Raw genomic sequence first — 14,656 nt, forward strand, 5'->3', positions numbered from 1 at the left:
AGGCTTACAATGGGGTATAGAAGTCTTGGAGCAACGCTTCACCAAGTACCTATAAACGTGAATAAATATTTAAGGAGTCTCAATGACAGCTACAAAAGAAGAAGTTATCGCTTTCATGAATTCGGAGTTTCCACAAAGCAAATGCGTTGTGGAAGCAGTGAGCAACGGTAGAGCGACTGTATCTCATCATGTAGGTCAGGATGAATTACGTCCTGGCGGAACGGTTTCGGGGCCTGTCTTAATGAGTGTGGCTGATGTGGCACTTTATGTGGCGATACTTGGTAAAATTGGCATCGTGCCATTGGCAGTAACAACTAGCCTTAACATCAACTTCTTACGTAAGCCATCGGCAAATGAGCGAATCATTGCGGAATGTTCTCTGATAAAAGTCGGCCGTACTCTCGTGGTTGGGGAGGTTTCTCTGTACTCTGACGGGGTGAGGGATTTGGTAGCACATGCTGTGGGTACATACTCTATACCGCCCTATTAATGCTCGGCTAACAAAAAAAGCCAGCCGACGCATACCGCGCAGCTGCTTTGAGCGATGGGCCGCTTAAGGTACTCTTCTGCCGTTCAATACAATAAATTGAACGGCAGGAAGTAATTCAAAGAATAAACCAGTGACTTGCGTGAGACGTTCCTACGTACCCTAATCAACCATGTTGTAATAAAGTTTTACTCCATCAACTTGCGTACAAAAATCTACAACTCCTTATAATTCGTAAACACTTTGTACAACTGTGTACCACTTAACACCGAAGCCGACGGGAAGTGCAGAATAGGGATCAAATCGCAGGGCGCTTCTAAGGTCCTGCTGCCGCTCTCGGTATCCAGATCGTCAATATTTAAAATTTGCGCCAGTGGTTCGCCTTTTTTCACCGTTTGGCCTGGTTTCGCCATGTACTCCACCATGCCGCCCCAGTTAGTAAACAGGGTTTTATAGTCTTTTAAATACACGCCTAAACGCTTCATTTCTGTCGGTTTAATATCGCACTCGTGCAATACGCCTTTGGCGTTTAAGTAGCTAAGAATACTGGTGGCGTCTATATTACCTTCGTTAAAGTCGATCACTTCTTGGCTACCCATTTCAAGCGTAAACGCTTCAACGTTAAAGCTTATCTCACGCGCTAAATTAGTTTTGATGCTTTCTTGCAGTGTCCACCATGGGCAGAAGGTGGCTTCGTCTAGTGCTCCTGCAAATACGTTAGGTATAAAAATACAGTGGGGAATGTTAAACAGCTTGGCGCTGTCTTTGGCGTACTCTGGAATGTAAACGTGACGGGTAGACACCGGGCCGTTGTGGAGATCTAACACGAAATCGGCGTTGACCGCCATTTGCTGTAGCTTTAGGTTTAACTGCTGTGCCAAGCCTAAACCCCATGGTTCAGCCAATTTGTTGTCGATAGCGTTAGATAAATGAGCGCGAAAACGTTGTTTTATGCCTTCAATAGACTCTTCGCGGGTTACCGTTTTGGCGAAATGCTCAACTGCATCTTTATCGAAGAAGTAGCCACGGTTCCAGTTTGTGCCGTTCACAGGATCGAACCGGCCTAGTGTGTACTCACCGGCTTTAATGTTAGTACCAATGGGATTACAGTTGGGCACTAGGATAATTTCGCCGCAAATATCCATGTCTTTTAAGCGCTGAATGAGATGGTAAATTACCACGTTGCCTTGCACTTCAGCGCCGTGAATAGAACTTTGAATATACACGGTGGGGCCAGGGCGCGCGCCCTTCATACGATAAATTGGCACGTTCATGTTACGTCCAGACGCGTTTTGCGCCACTACCATGTGTTTTTTCACTACTTGGGTTGTCATTTAAATCAACCTATTTTCTGTCTTGTTCTTTGTTTTAGTCTGTTGCTTTTAACCACGTCTTTAGAATTCATGCCGCAAATGCACATAAACTTAACAAGCACATAGCTCGCAATCTACGCCTTTAGGTAGCTTCCAGTTTCGCCACTCGTGCGACAGAGCATCAAACGTCATTAACGTGTTTTTAGGAATACTATCGAAATCCATCAATACTTGCATAGCTAGCATCGCTTGGTAAGTACCAACAATATTCACCACTGGCGAGAATATACCTGCCTCTACACAGCTTAAATCGGGCGATTCAAATAGCGTCCGTAAGCATGCATAGCAACGGCTCTCACCGGGTATAGCGACGAAAAGCTGGCCTTCAAAGCGAATGGCCGCGCCCGATACTAGCGGGGTATTTAGTTTAAAACACAGTAAGTTTACTAAATCTCGCGAGTTTGTATTGTCGGTGCAATCTAGCACAACGTCAGCACGCTCTATGGCCTGCTTTAATTCTGGTGACAGCTGACTAGTGTCGGGCGCCGAAAACGGTTCTGCCATTACGGTAATGTCGCAGTCGCTGTTTATTGCAGTAAGCCGCGCTTTAGCCGCCTCTACTTTACTTGTGCCTACATCTTGTTCGCTAAACAAGGTTTGCCTTGGCAGGTTAGTGGCTTCGACTGTGTCGTGGTCGATGAGTGTAAGAGAGCCCACGCCACTGGCGCAAAGGTTAGTGGCGGCTGCGGTGCCAAGCCCGCCAATACCAATGATACAAATATTGGCGTTTAGCAGCGCTTCTTGACCGTCTAGATCCACTTTTGGAAGCACGATATGGCGGTTATAACGCATAGCCTGCTGATGAGTTAGGCTTTTAGACATAGTTTATGCCAACTTAGTTGTTGAATTCATGGCGTGCACCCTTATAAAGTGATAACCAAATAGTATTTTGGCTGGTACTTTATCAAAAACCGCCAAAATGTCGCATATCAAATTAGGATTTCATATGTCAGTTGTCAGCCAACCCCTTAATATTGCCGTACTCACTATTTCAGATACGCGCACCCTCGAAAACGACAAGTCGGGAGACTACTTGAAAGAGGCGCTTACCTCGGTTGGCCATAACCTTTACGATCGCGATTTGGTGAAAGACGATATTTATCAGCAGCGCGCCGTGGTGTCGAAATGGATTGCCGATAAAAACATTCACGCTGTCTTAATTACTGGTGGTACAGGTTTCACCCACCGTGACTCAACGCCAGAGGCCATCAGTGTATTGTTCGACAAAGAAGTCGACGGCTTTGGCGAGCTATTCCGTCAAATTAGCTATGAAGAGATTGGTACATCAACCATTCAGTCTCGCGCGGTTGCGGGCTTTGCTAATAATACGGTTATTTTCTGCTTACCAGGCTCAACAGGCGCGTGTCGTACTGCGTGGGAAAAAATAATTTCGAGCCAGCTTGATGCCGACTTTAGACCGTGTAATTTCGTAAAGCATCTGGTGGAAGCATGAGCACCTTTAGCCATTTAAACGCTGGCGGTGAAGCTAACATGGTTGACGTTAGCGACAAAGACGTTACCAAGCGAGAAGCCACAGCAGAAGGTTTTTTATACGTAAGCGAAGACGTTATTCGCCAAATCTCTGAAGCAAAAATTGCAAAAGGTGATGTATTTGCAGTTGCCCGTGTAGCGGGTATTCAAGGGGCGAAACGCTGCGCCGATCTTATTCCTCTTTGTCACCCATTGGCACTATCAAAGGTGGATATAAACTTCGACATTCAGGCCGACCAAAATCGAATTCAAGCCACCTGCTATTGCAAGCTAAGCGGTAAAACCGGCGTTGAAATGGAAGCGCTCACGGGTGTAAATGTGGCGCTGTTAACCTTGTTTGATATGTGCAAAGCCATCGACCCTGGCATGCATATGGAAGGGGTACGGGTACTGGAGAAAAAAGGCGGTAAGACAGGCCACTGGCAGTCCGACACCTAGTTTTCACAAAGGCCAGTGAAAGGCCAGTGAGCTAAAAAAGTAACGTGTATAAAGCGAACAAGCATTCAAGACGCAGCGCACTTTAGGCTCAACGTATTTCCGAGGCTTGGAAAGATTAATTAGCGCGCACAAAGCAACCTTAACAACGTAGATAACAGGCAAAGCATGCAGGTAACGGTAAAAACATTCGCACAAACCAGAGAGATTACGGGAGAGGACAATATCGCGCTTCATATAAGCGAGAACAGCACTATTGAGACCGTGATATCGCAGCTTAAAACGCGTAGTGACAAGTGGGCATTAGCCCTAGAGGGCAGTGTGCTAACTGCCTGTAATCAAGAGCTTTGCGATCTCCAAACAGTACTTAGCGACGGCGATGAGCTGGCGCTATTTCCACCTGTGACAGGGGGCTAGCTATGTTCGCACTAGTTCAAGTTGAAGATTTCGACCAAGGAGAGCTTTACGCTAGGCTAAAACAGTCGGCAGATGAGAAGGCCTGCGGCAACACCGGCGCGATTGTTACTTTTACTGGGCTAGTGCGAGACTTTAATAACGCTGGCGATATAGACGGTATCGAATTAGAGCATTACCCGGGCATGACTGAAAAAGCGTTAATGCTTCTGGTTGAACAAGCGAGCGAACGCTTTTCACTTAACAGTGCTGGCGCACTGCACAGAGTAGGGCGCATACACAACAACGAACAAATTGTATGGGTAGGTGCCGCCGCTCCCCACCGCCAGGCGGCGTTTGACGCTGCCTGCTACTTAATGGACATGCTTAAACAGTCGGTACCGCTTTGGAAAAAAGAATTTAAGGGCGATAAATCTGAATGGGTTGCGGCGAAAGCATCTGACGATAAAGCGGCACTTAAGTGGATGCGCAAAAAGTAATGGTTTGTTCTTTAGCAATGCGACTTTCAAGCTTTGTTAACTTGGCCATGCTTATTTTGGTAAGTGCAAGTGTAACCCTAGGCGTTACGGCTTTTTCAAGTTCTGTGGCACATGCAAGCAGTTTTGAAGCGGCAAATAATAATGTAAATGAAGGGAGCGTTATTAGTGCTGAAAAACAAAACCAGTCAGTAAATTTCAAGCGCGACGAAAAAATTAACGTAGCCGTTGCGGCAAACTTTGCAAAACCGCTAAAGAGTATTGCTGAGCAGTTTACTGAGCTAACCGGCATAGAAGTCGCGGTAACGGTATCTTCAAGCGGTACTTTGTATGCGCAAATTCAACATGGTGCTAGCTTCGACGTTTTTCTATCTGCAGATCGCGCTAGGCCGCAAGCGTTGGTTGATAACAACGTAGTTCACCACGGCAATCTGGTGGATTACGCTAAAGGCAAGCTTGCGTTTGTCTATGCTGGCGACTTATCAAGTGAGGCATCACATGAAACATCCGGTGAAAGGAATTGCGAGCAAATCGCGCACTCATCTACTGGAGACACAACTGCACAAATAAACGTTCAGCTTACCGATTGCTTGTCGAAGCAGCTTGTTCAATTAATGGAAAATCCTCAAAACAAGGTAGCTATCGCAAACCCTAAACTGGCTCCCTATGGTGATGCTGCGCAACAGACGTTGCAAAACTTATCCTTATGGCAACAGTTTTTACCTCACAGAGTGATGGGTAAAAACGTGCTACAAACCTTGCAGTTTTATACCACCGGCAGCGTGAAAGGGGCGTTCGTTGCGTACTCATCGGCGTTAGATTTGCCCGCAGACTTATCCTCTAATTTGCCTTCTAATTTTAACAGTGTTGTGAATACCGAAAGCGCTGAGGCTATTACGGTTATCGTCCCAGTACCTGAAACCTTATATAAACCCATCATTCAGTCGTTGGTGGTTAACAGTAAAACGGTAGCTACATTATCTCCGAATCTGTTCGAACCACTTCCAATTAAAAATGCGACAGCGCCAGTTGATGAGCCTATTCACAACGACAACGTTGAGCCAACCAGAGCATTTCGTTTGAGTGACGCTAAGGGAGTGTCATCACCCAGCCTGTTCGTACAGTATTTAATGTCGCAAGGGGTGCAGCACAGCTTAATTGAATGGGGCTATGAACCTATCATTGCATCGGGCGTCGGTAACTAAGTATGCTCACAGAATTCTTCGGGGCATCGACACTTGAAGCCATATTACTTACCTTTAAGCTGGCCTTTATAACCAGTGGTTTGCTGTTGTTAATCGCATTGCCGCTAGCGTGGTTTTTAGCGAAATGGCAGAGCAAAGCTAAGCCTTTGGTTATGTCGATACTCGCGTTGCCTTTGGTGTTACCGCCAACTGTGCTGGGTTTTTATTTGCTTATTGCTTTTTCGCCGCAAAGTGCGTTGGGGCAGGGATGGCAAAGCCTCACCGGGAGTAATTTAGCATTTAGCTTTGAAGGCTTGGTATTGGGGTCTGTTATCTACTCCCTTCCATTTGCTCTACAGCCTTTGTACAGCGGCTTTTCACAATTGGATAACCGTTATTTAGATGTAGCAAAAACGCTGGGGTTTTCGGCTTTTGAAGCGTTTATAAAAATAGTGCTGCCTTTAAGCAAAGCGCCCATAGTGGTGGCATTAGGCTTAAGCTTTGCACATACCATAGGCGAGTTTGGCGTAGTACTAATGATAGGTGGCAATATTCCTGGAGAAACTCAGGTGCTGTCTATCGCGCTATATGAACAGGTAGAAGCGTTGGAATATAACAGTGCACACAACCTTGCGTTGGCCCTTCTGATTTTTTCATTCGTGATGCTCGCGGCGCTCTATCGTTTTAACGGTGTCGCACGAAGTGATGAGGCGCGTTAACATGCAAATATCTGCGCGACTTTCTAATCGCATTAACGCACAAATCTCATTGCAGCCGCAAAGCCGATTCATTGGGATTACCGGTCCATCAGGTGCGGGAAAAAGCAGCTTGTTTCGCGCCCTAGCTGGCGTAGAAAAAAGCGCAAGTGTGCAAATGCCGTGGACCTCTCAAAAGGTCGGTATCGTTTTTCAGCAGCCCATGCTATTTCCCCATACCGATGTGCGCGGTAATTTAGCCTTGGCGCAGCGTCACGCAAGCCCTAATGCAATGTCTATCGACGCCTGCTTGCGCGGCTGTTATTGCGAACATTTAATCGATAAGCCTGTTCAGGCGCTTTCTGGTGGAGAAGCGCAGCGGGTCGCGATTGCGCGTGCGTTGGTCAATGGACCAGATGTGTTATTGCTAGATGAATCGTTAAGCGCGATTGATATTTTCACCCGTCGCAAAATTTACCAGTTTTTGAATAATTTGTGTGTGTTGGGGAAGCTCACCTGCCTTGTAATTTCTCACGATTTAGATGATCTTGCCTTGTTCAGCGATGAGTTGGTTTTTATTGACCAATGCCGCACCGAGCTTTGTGGAAAAACGCGCGATGTTTTGACTCAAGTATTCGAAAAAGAAGGATTTGCGACATCGTCTAGCGTACTTGAGGGATTTAAAGTTACTGCGCATAACGAAGCACACGACAGCAACCAGTCACAAAACGCCGTTGTCAGCTACAAACACGGTAGCCAAACGCAACAAGATCAAAATGCTCTAACCTTACAAGGCAATGAGCAGTGCCAGTCGGAAAACGGAATTGAGCGCGTTGAGGTAGCGGGGCAAGAGATATTCGTCACTGCAGAATCAGTGTCCTATTTGCCTCAGCAAAGCGGTGAAAAAGTTTCTGTTCGTTTTGCAGTTAAAGCTTGTGATGTAAGTATCGATACCAATATTGCTGACTTTGGCAATGCCAGCACAATCAGTATTTTAAATGCGCTGCCATGTGTTATATCTAGCATCGAACCCGTGGTGAATCCACTCAGTCCCCTGAACGAACCTGAAAATAACGCCGATACAAAACTCGCAGATACAAAGTTAACTTCTAAAAAGCTAGCGACCGTAAACAGCGCGAAAGTGTTGTTAAAACTTGATGTACTAGGCAGTAACCAAACCCTTTATGCCAGCATTAGCTGTATCTCTCTATCGCGTCTTAAGCTTGATGTAGGGATGCAAGTGATTGCGCGGTTTAAACTGCCCTAGGTTTAAATGGCTTTGGAGTAGCTACTGAGTATTTCACTTGCGTTCAAATAAGCGTCGAAACGCGCACAAATAGCCCGAATGTAAATACGAGCAGACTCTGGCACTCGAATATACCGAGATGTCGTTTCGATAAGCCCGTCTTCTTTAAGTTCTTCAAGGTTGTTTAAGGCTGAAGCAAAGTATTCATCAAAAATGATGTGGTGCTTGTCGGCAATTGCTTGCTTGTCTACCGCTAAATTGCACATTAAGCTAGAAATCACGTCTCTGCGAATAAGGTCGTCGACACTTAATGACAGTCCGACTTTCGCATTGGGCAGGTGGTTGTCTAAGCGATGGTAATATTCTTTTAGCTCCTTAGCATTTTGCGCAAAGGCATTACCTACCGTGCTAATGGCTGATACGCCGAACCCTATAAGGTCGGTGTCTCCACGTAAAGTATAGCCTTGAAAGTTGCGGTGAAGCTCGCCTTTATTTTTCGCAATAGCCAGTGAGTCTTTGCTTAAGGCAAAATGATCAAGACCAATCATTTCATAACCTATGTTTGTAAAGCTGTTAACGGCAAGCTTGTAAAGCGCCGCTTTTTCTTCACTACTTGGCAGTGTTTCTTCAGCAAATTTACGCTGCGCTGCGAACCTCTCGGGAAGGTGTGCATAGCTAAAAAGCGAAATACGATCTGGCATCATGGCTTTTGTTGCGGCGATGGTTGATGAAAACGTTTCAATTGACTGATTCGGTAAACCATAAATTAGATCTAAGTTGACTGAGTCGAAACCCAGCGACCGAGCCTCGAATACTAAATCGGCAATGTGAGATGTGCTTTGTACACGATTTATGGTTTTCTGAACATTGTAATCAGTATCTTGTAAACCAAAGCTAATGCGTGTGTAGCCGAGACATTTTAAGTTTTGAAGATAGCGTTTATCGATATTTCTGGGATCTAACTCAATTGACAGTTCAGCACCTGCTTCAAAGGTAAAGTGTTTCTTAAGCAGGTACATTAAATAAGTATGCTGAGTCTCGCTCAAAAAACTGGGTGAACCGCCACCCAAGTGCAGAGAAACTGCACGCCTGCCGTCAGTTAAATAACGCTTAGACAGGATTTCTTTTTCTATGTAATCTAAATATTCGTCCGCTTTTTCATTGTGACGCGTCACCATTTTATTGCAGCCACAGTAGTAGCACAGCGTTTTGCAAAATGGAATGTGCACGTAGAGACTTACTGCCGGCGCTTTTGACACTGCAAGTGCTTGTGGAAGTATGTCATCTTGTAGCGGTTCAAATTTAAGTGCAGTAGGGTAAGAGGTATAGCGAGGAGCATTCAACGCATACTTGGTAATGGTTGATACGGGGCGTTGTTGTACGGCAATTATAGTCATATTGGCTCTGCACTTATATGTAGATATCTAGGCGCGAATTCAATTCGATGGTTAAAGCTTAATGGATTGCTTAGGAGGCTGACTTGATCTACTTCAAGGTTTTGGTATTAAACCTGATAATTGTTTTACTTCTTCCAGTCATTTTGCTTCAAGCATTGTGGGTGAGGAAAAAGACAGCTGTACTGCCAGAGCCTGACGGCGAGCGGGTATTAGCCTCAGCCGATAGTAAATTGCTGCTAACTAATAACGTTTTGGTTATAGGCGATTCTGCTGCCGCTGGTGTTGGTGCAACGACGCAAATGGGGGCACTCACAGGTCTGCTGTACTCAAACCTTGTTAAGCATGGGCCAACGCGAGTGACGTTGAACGCTAAAACAGGTTTTAAAAGTGAAGATGTGCTCAAGCTTCTTCATGAAATGCCTGCCGAGCACTTTTCGTCGGTGCTCGTCTCTATTGGTGTTAACGACGTGACCAAATTTGTACCGTTGAAACGGTGGCGACAAAACATCGATGCTATGAGTACGCTACTGTCAGATAAATTTGGGTGCGAAACAATACTGTTTACTGCGCTACCGCCAATTCATTGCTTTCCTGCGCTTCCGCAACCTTTGCGTGCACTATTAGGTTACCGTGCGTGGCTACTAAACCAAGTTTTGGCTGATAGCGTAACAGACCTAGCTAACGCAGACATGTTATATGTTAGTGCACTTAATGTGAGCGGAACTATGACGGATATTCAGCAAAGTGGTTTGATGGCAGAAGATGGCTTTCATCCCTCCACGAAAGGCTATGAAATATGGGTACACTCAGCCCTTGAAAAACTTTCCACGCTTTACAGCACCACAATGGGCACGACAACAAAAGTCACAGCAGAAACTGATGTAACTGCGACGAAATAATCGCAGTGTGGGGTTGAAGTTTCTTTTTGTAACCTTATCTAAGCCCTTATATCTTCATGAAATCAATAAAGCGAGGCCTATCATGGCAGCAAATGAGCAAGGTGTACAAAGTGCGAGCGGTATGCAGAGTGTAACAGTTAATATGGTTTCTGACGTAGTATGTCCATGGTGTATTGTTGGGTACCAGCGTTTGCAAGAAGCCATTAAAACCCTTGATAACATTGAAGTGGATATTAAGTTTCACCCCTTCGAGCTAAACCCCAATATGCCAGAAGAAGGGCAAAACCTTCGCGAGCACATAATGGAAAAATACGGCATTAGTGAGCAGCAAAGCGCGCAGAACCGAGCACGGTTAGTAGAAGCGGGCGAGCAATTAGGCTTTTCGTTTAACTTTACTGACGACTCTCGCATGCAGAACACGTTTAAGGCTCACCAACTTATTCACTTTGCTGCAGAAAACGGCCTTGAAGAAGAAATGAAGCTGGCCTTATTTAATGCCTACTTCACAGACGGTAAAAACATTAATGATCTAGGTGTTCTAGTAGCGTTGGCACAAACGGTTGGCCTTGATAAGTCTGAAGCTGAACAAGCGCTTAAGAGTGAAAAATACGCGCAAGCAGTGCGCGAGGAAGAAGCCCTTTGGATGCAGCGCGGTATCCAAAGTGTACCTACTTTTGTCATTGGTAATCAGGGCGTAGCCGGGGCACAAGAGCCAGCAACATTGGCTGCATTTATTTCCCAAGCGGCATCACAGCAATAAGCAAGTTAAACGGGTTTAGAGGTAGTTATGAGTAATCACGTTAACCATTTGTTGGCCCAGTGGCTTCCACTTAAAAACAAACATAAGTGGGTGTTAGGTTTTATTTTTAAAACCGAAGGCTCATGCTACCGCAAAGCAGGCGCCATGATGTTGTTTAGTGACGCTGGGCATCAGTTAGGTATATTAAGCGGTGGCTGCTTAGAAAGTGACATCGTTAAAAAAGCCCAGCGAGTAATGACAGACGGGGTTAGTCGTACCGCGGTTTACGACGATGAAGATGAAGAAGACATCGCGTTTAAGCTAGGTGTTGGATGCGGCGGTGTGGTGCACTTGGCACTCGTACCAGTTAACGAGAGTAACCAGTATTTATCGTTGGATGTGGTTAGCAAAAGCTTATCAAACGGAAAAGCGTGTGAGTGGCGCTGCGCTGTAGACGGTACGTTGGGTGATTGCACGGAATTGGAAGACCATTCTGCTAAACCTAGAAAAGCTGTGCTAGACACCGTTGATGGCAAGCGCATCTTGTCGGTTTTGATGCTGCCGCCTATCCACCTACTTGTTGTTGGAGGTGGGTACGACGCTACCTTTATGACTAAGCTTGCTAGTTTGCAGGGCTATTTAGTCAGCCTTTGGGATCCAAGGCCTGCACAAGCAAGACTTGAACATTTTCCCGAGGTAAATTACTTGATTGAAGACCCGTCTACTGAAGGCTTACGTCTTCACATGGGCGAACATAACGTTCAAGCAGCAGTGCTTATGTCCCATCACCGTGAAATTGATGCAAAGGCGCTGCAGGTGCTAAGCAAGCAATCGTTAACCTATACGGCAATGCTCGGGCCACTGCACCGTAAGCAGGAAATTATGGATTTAGCCGGGCTTGGCGATACCAACTTTACTCAGTATTTTGCAAGCCCCGCTGGTTTCGACATTGGTGGTGAGCTACCTGAGCATATAGCGCTGTCTGTTATTGCTCAGTGCCATGCGGTGTTTCATACCAAACCTACGCATTTAAAGCGTTAGAAAGACTTTCTGAAGGTAACGCCAAAGCTTCTAGGCGCGCCTGGGTAGGCCATGATCTTTCCGGTTTGTACGGGTACATCAAAGCCACTTCGTGCAACGTACTCTTCATCGAAAACGTTGCGCGACCACGCAATAATTTCGCTATCCCATTGTGGGATAGTGAAACTTACGCGAACGTTAAATAATGAAAAGTCGTCAGCGTATTTGTACGGGTCGTTCGCATCATCAAGAAATACGTCGCCCGTGTATTGGTAGTCAATACTGGCGGAGGCTGGATAATTCCCAACTTCGAAATAGTGATTCAGCATAAGAGACAGTGAGTTCTGAGGCTCGAAGCCTACGCGGTCTCCGTCTCTTGAACAGAACGGGTCGTTAGGCGCCACTCGGCCCGGATCGTCAATGCCCGTCTGCCACGTGTACGCAACCCAACACGTACCGCGTTTAAACTCATCAAAGTTCGCCAATGTGCGCGATGCAACAGCGTGTAATTCGGTGCTTTCTGTCATTAGCCATGTGGCTTCAAGCTCTATGCCTTTTACTATGATATCGCCCGCATTTTGCAGGTTGAACCCCGTTCCGGTAAAGGTCGTCGCCTGAAAGTCGCTAATTTGTGTATAGTGCGCCGCAGCATTTACGCGCACGCCGTATTCTTCAAAATCGTGTTTTATACCTATTTCAGCACTTCGCGATTTTTCAGCATCAAAAAGCGGGCTAAGCGAAGGTAAGATTCTGTCGGTATTCGTACCGCCAGCTTTGTAACCAGTCGCAAAACTAGCGTAGGTTAGCGTGTTGTCATTAGGGTGATAAGCCAGTTTTACCGTGCCGGTTAACTGTGAATCATCAAGCTCTTCGTTTAAGTCAGGGCGCGGCATAACCGCTGCAGATCCCAAGAAAAAATATCCCCAGCCCGCTTGTTGAAATGGTGCTATTGCGTTAAGGGACTGTGCTGTAGGAGCTTGTCCCGCCGCTAACGCAGCAGCGATGTTTTGTAACCCAAATACAGCACGACCTACATTAGGCCATTGCGCTGGGTCTTGAGTCAGTCCGTCAATACCAGGCCCTTGCTCATCGTAGGCTCCGACAATCGACTTTTCTTCGCGGGTATAGCGTAAGCCCGTTGTTAAGGTGAAATCACTGTTTAACAGCCAATCCAGCTGAGAGAATAAAGCAATACTATCTTGCTCTTGATAGGCGCTGTGCGCGAAAGCAGTACCGGACGGCGCGGGTGCTGCAGCAGGCGCAATAAAGCCTGATGTAACTGCAGATAGCTCGTTGATGGCGTTAGCCAAAGGCAGCAGATCGGGCGCGGCGGCATTAAAGAACGCACTAAAATCATCTTGCGTGGTAGTATCAAAGGTTAGATCTAAGTTTTGGCTGTAATAGTAAACACCTATTAAACCGCGCACATCTTCACTGGTGTAATGTAATCTAATTTCTTGAGAAAACGACTGCTGCTTGGCGTCGTTAGTGGCAGTAAGAAGGTCCGCATCAGAAAAGTCGGTATCTACCGTATCAAAGCTGTCAAACGCGCGGTACGCGCTTATGCTCACTAAATCCCATGCTTTGTTTAAAGCCACATCTAATTGAACTGATAGTCCCTTGTCTTTCATTTTTGAAAGGGGAGTTTGCGACAGCGAGGTTTTATAGTCATAAAAGTTATCGCGCCCGTAAATAGTCGCATTGAATGGCGGTTGTAGCAGCAGCGCATCAGTGCCAAATTTACCCGCTATGTCATTAGCCTGAATGTTGTTTTGAAAAGTAAGTGCGCCGCAGCATCGTTCATCTAGCTCGCCGTAATCAGCGATAAGCCGTACGCTAATGTCAGCTGTTGGAGTGTAAAGCAGCTGTGCTTTTATCGCAGAACGGTTACGGTTATTCAGGGTTTGCCCGCTGCGCTCATCGGTAATGAAGCCGTCGCTATGAGAGCTAAAACCCGAAACCCGCATGGCAAGTACATCGTCGATAAGCGAAAACGATGAGCCTGCGCTTAAACGAACCAAGTTACCATTGCCGATGATGGCTTCGGCAAAGCCGTCGCGCTCGTAGTGTGAAGGTGCGACCGTAGTTAACGTCATTGCGCCAGCGGCAGTATTCTTTCCGAATAGTGTGCCCTGTGGCCCACGCAACACTTCAATAGATTCAATATCGACTAAGTCGTTAATTAACGCGTTTTGTCGTGCACGGTACACACCATCTACGTATAAACCCACCGAAGACTCGAAGCCGAAGTTTTGTGAAGACGTGCCAATGCCGCGTATTGAAAACCCTGAATTTGTTACGCTTTGATTTTGAAACGCGCCAAAAGCAGGTACGTAGTTTTGCAGGTCAAACACATCTCGGCTTACGGTTTCAACTAGGTCTTGACCTGAGAGCGCAGTGACCGCAACGGGCACATCTTGCAAGTTTTGACTGGTCTTTTGCGCCTGTACAACAATGTGTTCCAGCGCCTTTTTGTTATGCGGAGTAGATAGAGCATTCTCATCGGCGTGAGCGTGGGGAGCCAAAGCAAGTGTCGACGAAACAATAGAGGCAATAAACGGCGAACTACACAGGCAACGCGTAATGGCGTTTTGTGGTGTAGATATGCTTAAGCTATTACAAGACAAAGCGTGTGTAAGTGACTTCATTTTGGTTCTTTTTATTTTTCAAAAGCGGGGGGCTTTAAACAAAATTAATCACGACAAGGTCGCGTCCAAATGCGTACAGTCCTTTACATTTTAAATACGCCAACTTCCCTATGACGTCGTGTAGTGCTTTTTCACTATACAATCTAATGAAC

The 14,656-nt window shown here is 46.1% G+C and carries 15 protein-coding genes; 11 read left to right on the forward strand and 4 right to left on the reverse strand.

Annotation, left to right across the window (positions count from 1 at the left end; translation table 11 throughout):
• The first annotated feature begins 82 nt into the window (after window positions 1-82).
• Window positions 83-490 (forward strand): PaaI family thioesterase, encoded by a 408-nt coding sequence (locus NO989_RS11705; protein ID WP_338851541.1) that lies wholly within the window; start codon window positions 83-85, stop codon window positions 488-490.
• A gap of 212 nt (window positions 491-702) precedes the next feature.
• Here NO989_RS11705 and NO989_RS11710 read toward each other — a convergent pair whose 3' ends face one another.
• Both NO989_RS11710 and NO989_RS11715 read right to left on the reverse strand, forming a co-directional pair.
• On the reverse strand, window positions 703-1,821 hold the full coding sequence (locus tag NO989_RS11710) for a succinylglutamate desuccinylase/aspartoacylase family protein (protein ID WP_338851539.1): 1,119 nt from the start codon (window positions 1,819-1,821) through the stop codon (window positions 703-705).
• Between the two features lie 90 nt (window positions 1,822-1,911).
• Entirely contained in the window at window positions 1,912-2,682 is a 771-nt protein-coding gene (locus tag NO989_RS11715) for a HesA/MoeB/ThiF family protein (RefSeq protein WP_338851537.1), read from the reverse strand.
• A gap of 124 nt (window positions 2,683-2,806) precedes the next feature.
• Between NO989_RS11715 and moaB the strand changes: the two genes are divergently transcribed.
• The 7 genes from moaB to NO989_RS11750 all read left to right on the forward strand — a co-directional run bounded on the left by moaB (window position 2,807) and on the right by NO989_RS11750 (window position 7,822).
• A complete protein-coding gene (gene moaB / locus NO989_RS11720; RefSeq protein WP_014949775.1) occupies window positions 2,807-3,313 on the forward strand; it encodes a molybdenum cofactor biosynthesis protein B in 507 nt (168 codons plus the stop codon).
• Window positions 3,310-3,789 (forward strand): cyclic pyranopterin monophosphate synthase MoaC, encoded by a 480-nt coding sequence (gene moaC / locus NO989_RS11725; RefSeq protein ID WP_179983676.1) that lies wholly within the window; start codon window positions 3,310-3,312, stop codon window positions 3,787-3,789. Before moaB ends, moaC begins: the two co-directional genes overlap by 4 nt.
• Before the next feature lie 165 nt (window positions 3,790-3,954).
• Window positions 3,955-4,203, forward strand: a complete 249-nt coding sequence (locus tag NO989_RS11730; RefSeq protein WP_014949773.1) for a MoaD/ThiS family protein — start codon at window positions 3,955-3,957, stop codon at window positions 4,201-4,203.
• Between the two features lie 2 nt (window positions 4,204-4,205).
• Complete coding sequence (locus tag NO989_RS11735) at window positions 4,206-4,679, forward strand: molybdenum cofactor biosynthesis protein MoaE (RefSeq protein WP_014949772.1); 474 nt, start codon at window positions 4,206-4,208, stop codon at window positions 4,677-4,679.
• Window positions 4,661-5,881 (forward strand): molybdate ABC transporter substrate-binding protein, encoded by a 1,221-nt coding sequence (gene modA, locus NO989_RS11740; protein ID WP_371342594.1) that lies wholly within the window; start codon window positions 4,661-4,663, stop codon window positions 5,879-5,881. Before NO989_RS11735 ends, modA begins: the two co-directional genes overlap by 19 nt.
• A gap of 2 nt (window positions 5,882-5,883) precedes the next feature.
• Window positions 5,884-6,579 carry a molybdate ABC transporter permease subunit gene (gene modB, locus NO989_RS11745; RefSeq protein ID WP_283619835.1) on the forward strand — a complete coding sequence of 232 codons (696 nt, stop codon included), beginning with the start codon at window positions 5,884-5,886 and terminating at the stop codon, window positions 6,577-6,579.
• Window position 6,580: 1 nt separating this feature from the next.
• Window positions 6,581-7,822 carry an ATP-binding cassette domain-containing protein gene (locus NO989_RS11750; protein WP_371342596.1) on the forward strand — a complete coding sequence of 414 codons (1,242 nt, stop codon included), beginning with the start codon at window positions 6,581-6,583 and terminating at the stop codon, window positions 7,820-7,822.
• Between the two features lie 2 nt (window positions 7,823-7,824).
• Here the strand turns inward: NO989_RS11750 and hemN are convergent, their stop codons facing one another.
• Window positions 7,825-9,198: an oxygen-independent coproporphyrinogen III oxidase gene (gene hemN, locus NO989_RS11755; protein WP_371342597.1), complete on the reverse strand. Its 1,374-nt coding sequence runs from the start codon at window positions 9,196-9,198 to the stop codon at window positions 7,825-7,827.
• An 83-nt stretch (window positions 9,199-9,281) separates the two neighbouring features.
• Between hemN and NO989_RS11760 the strand changes: the two genes are divergently transcribed.
• From NO989_RS11760 to NO989_RS11770, 3 genes are all read left to right on the forward strand, one after another.
• Complete coding sequence (locus tag NO989_RS11760) at window positions 9,282-10,097, forward strand: SGNH/GDSL hydrolase family protein (protein WP_371342599.1); 816 nt, start codon at window positions 9,282-9,284, stop codon at window positions 10,095-10,097.
• An 82-nt stretch (window positions 10,098-10,179) separates the two neighbouring features.
• Window positions 10,180-10,857 carry a DsbA family oxidoreductase gene (locus NO989_RS11765; protein ID WP_156086513.1) on the forward strand — a complete coding sequence of 226 codons (678 nt, stop codon included), beginning with the start codon at window positions 10,180-10,182 and terminating at the stop codon, window positions 10,855-10,857.
• A 27-nt stretch (window positions 10,858-10,884) separates the two neighbouring features.
• Window positions 10,885-11,877, forward strand: coding sequence for an XdhC family protein (locus NO989_RS11770; protein ID WP_156086512.1), 993 nt, complete (start codon window positions 10,885-10,887; stop codon window positions 11,875-11,877).
• Here NO989_RS11770 and NO989_RS11775 read toward each other — a convergent pair.
• The gene (locus tag NO989_RS11775; RefSeq protein ID WP_371342600.1) at window positions 11,874-14,504 is read right to left on the reverse strand and encodes a TonB-dependent receptor; all 2,631 of its coding nucleotides are present in this window, start codon (window positions 14,502-14,504) and stop codon (window positions 11,874-11,876) included. The genes NO989_RS11770 and NO989_RS11775 overlap by 4 nt on opposite strands.
• Window positions 14,505-14,656: the final 152 nt, after the last annotated feature.

Source organism: Alteromonas sp. DY56-G5 (assembly GCF_041414725.1).
Taxonomy (GTDB): Bacteria; Pseudomonadota; Gammaproteobacteria; order Enterobacterales; family Alteromonadaceae; genus Alteromonas; species Alteromonas macleodii.

Bases quoted from the DNA above. Each gene is read 5' to 3' on its own strand.
- NO989_RS11705 (WP_338851541.1), top strand. From the start codon at position 83: ATGACAGCTACAAAAGAAGAAGTTATCGCTTTCATGAATTCGGAGTTT.
- NO989_RS11710 (WP_338851539.1), bottom strand. From the start codon at position 1,821: ATGACAACCCAAGTAGTGAAAAAACACATGGTAGTGGCGCAAAACGCG.
- NO989_RS11715 (WP_338851537.1), bottom strand. From the start codon at position 2,682: ATGTCTAAAAGCCTAACTCATCAGCAGGCTATGCGTTATAACCGCCAT.
- moaB (WP_014949775.1), top strand. From the start codon at position 2,807: ATGTCAGTTGTCAGCCAACCCCTTAATATTGCCGTACTCACTATTTCA.
- moaC (WP_179983676.1), top strand. From the start codon at position 3,310: ATGAGCACCTTTAGCCATTTAAACGCTGGCGGTGAAGCTAACATGGTT.
- NO989_RS11730 (WP_014949773.1), top strand. From the start codon at position 3,955: ATGCAGGTAACGGTAAAAACATTCGCACAAACCAGAGAGATTACGGGA.
- NO989_RS11735 (WP_014949772.1), top strand. From the start codon at position 4,206: ATGTTCGCACTAGTTCAAGTTGAAGATTTCGACCAAGGAGAGCTTTAC.
- modB (WP_283619835.1), top strand. From the start codon at position 5,884: ATGCTCACAGAATTCTTCGGGGCATCGACACTTGAAGCCATATTACTT.
- NO989_RS11750 (WP_371342596.1), top strand. From the start codon at position 6,581: ATGCAAATATCTGCGCGACTTTCTAATCGCATTAACGCACAAATCTCA.
- hemN (WP_371342597.1), bottom strand. From the start codon at position 9,198: ATGACTATAATTGCCGTACAACAACGCCCCGTATCAACCATTACCAAG.
- NO989_RS11765 (WP_156086513.1), top strand. From the start codon at position 10,180: ATGGCAGCAAATGAGCAAGGTGTACAAAGTGCGAGCGGTATGCAGAGT.
- NO989_RS11770 (WP_156086512.1), top strand. From the start codon at position 10,885: ATGAGTAATCACGTTAACCATTTGTTGGCCCAGTGGCTTCCACTTAAA.
- NO989_RS11775 (WP_371342600.1), bottom strand. From the start codon at position 14,504: ATGAAGTCACTTACACACGCTTTGTCTTGTAATAGCTTAAGCATATCT.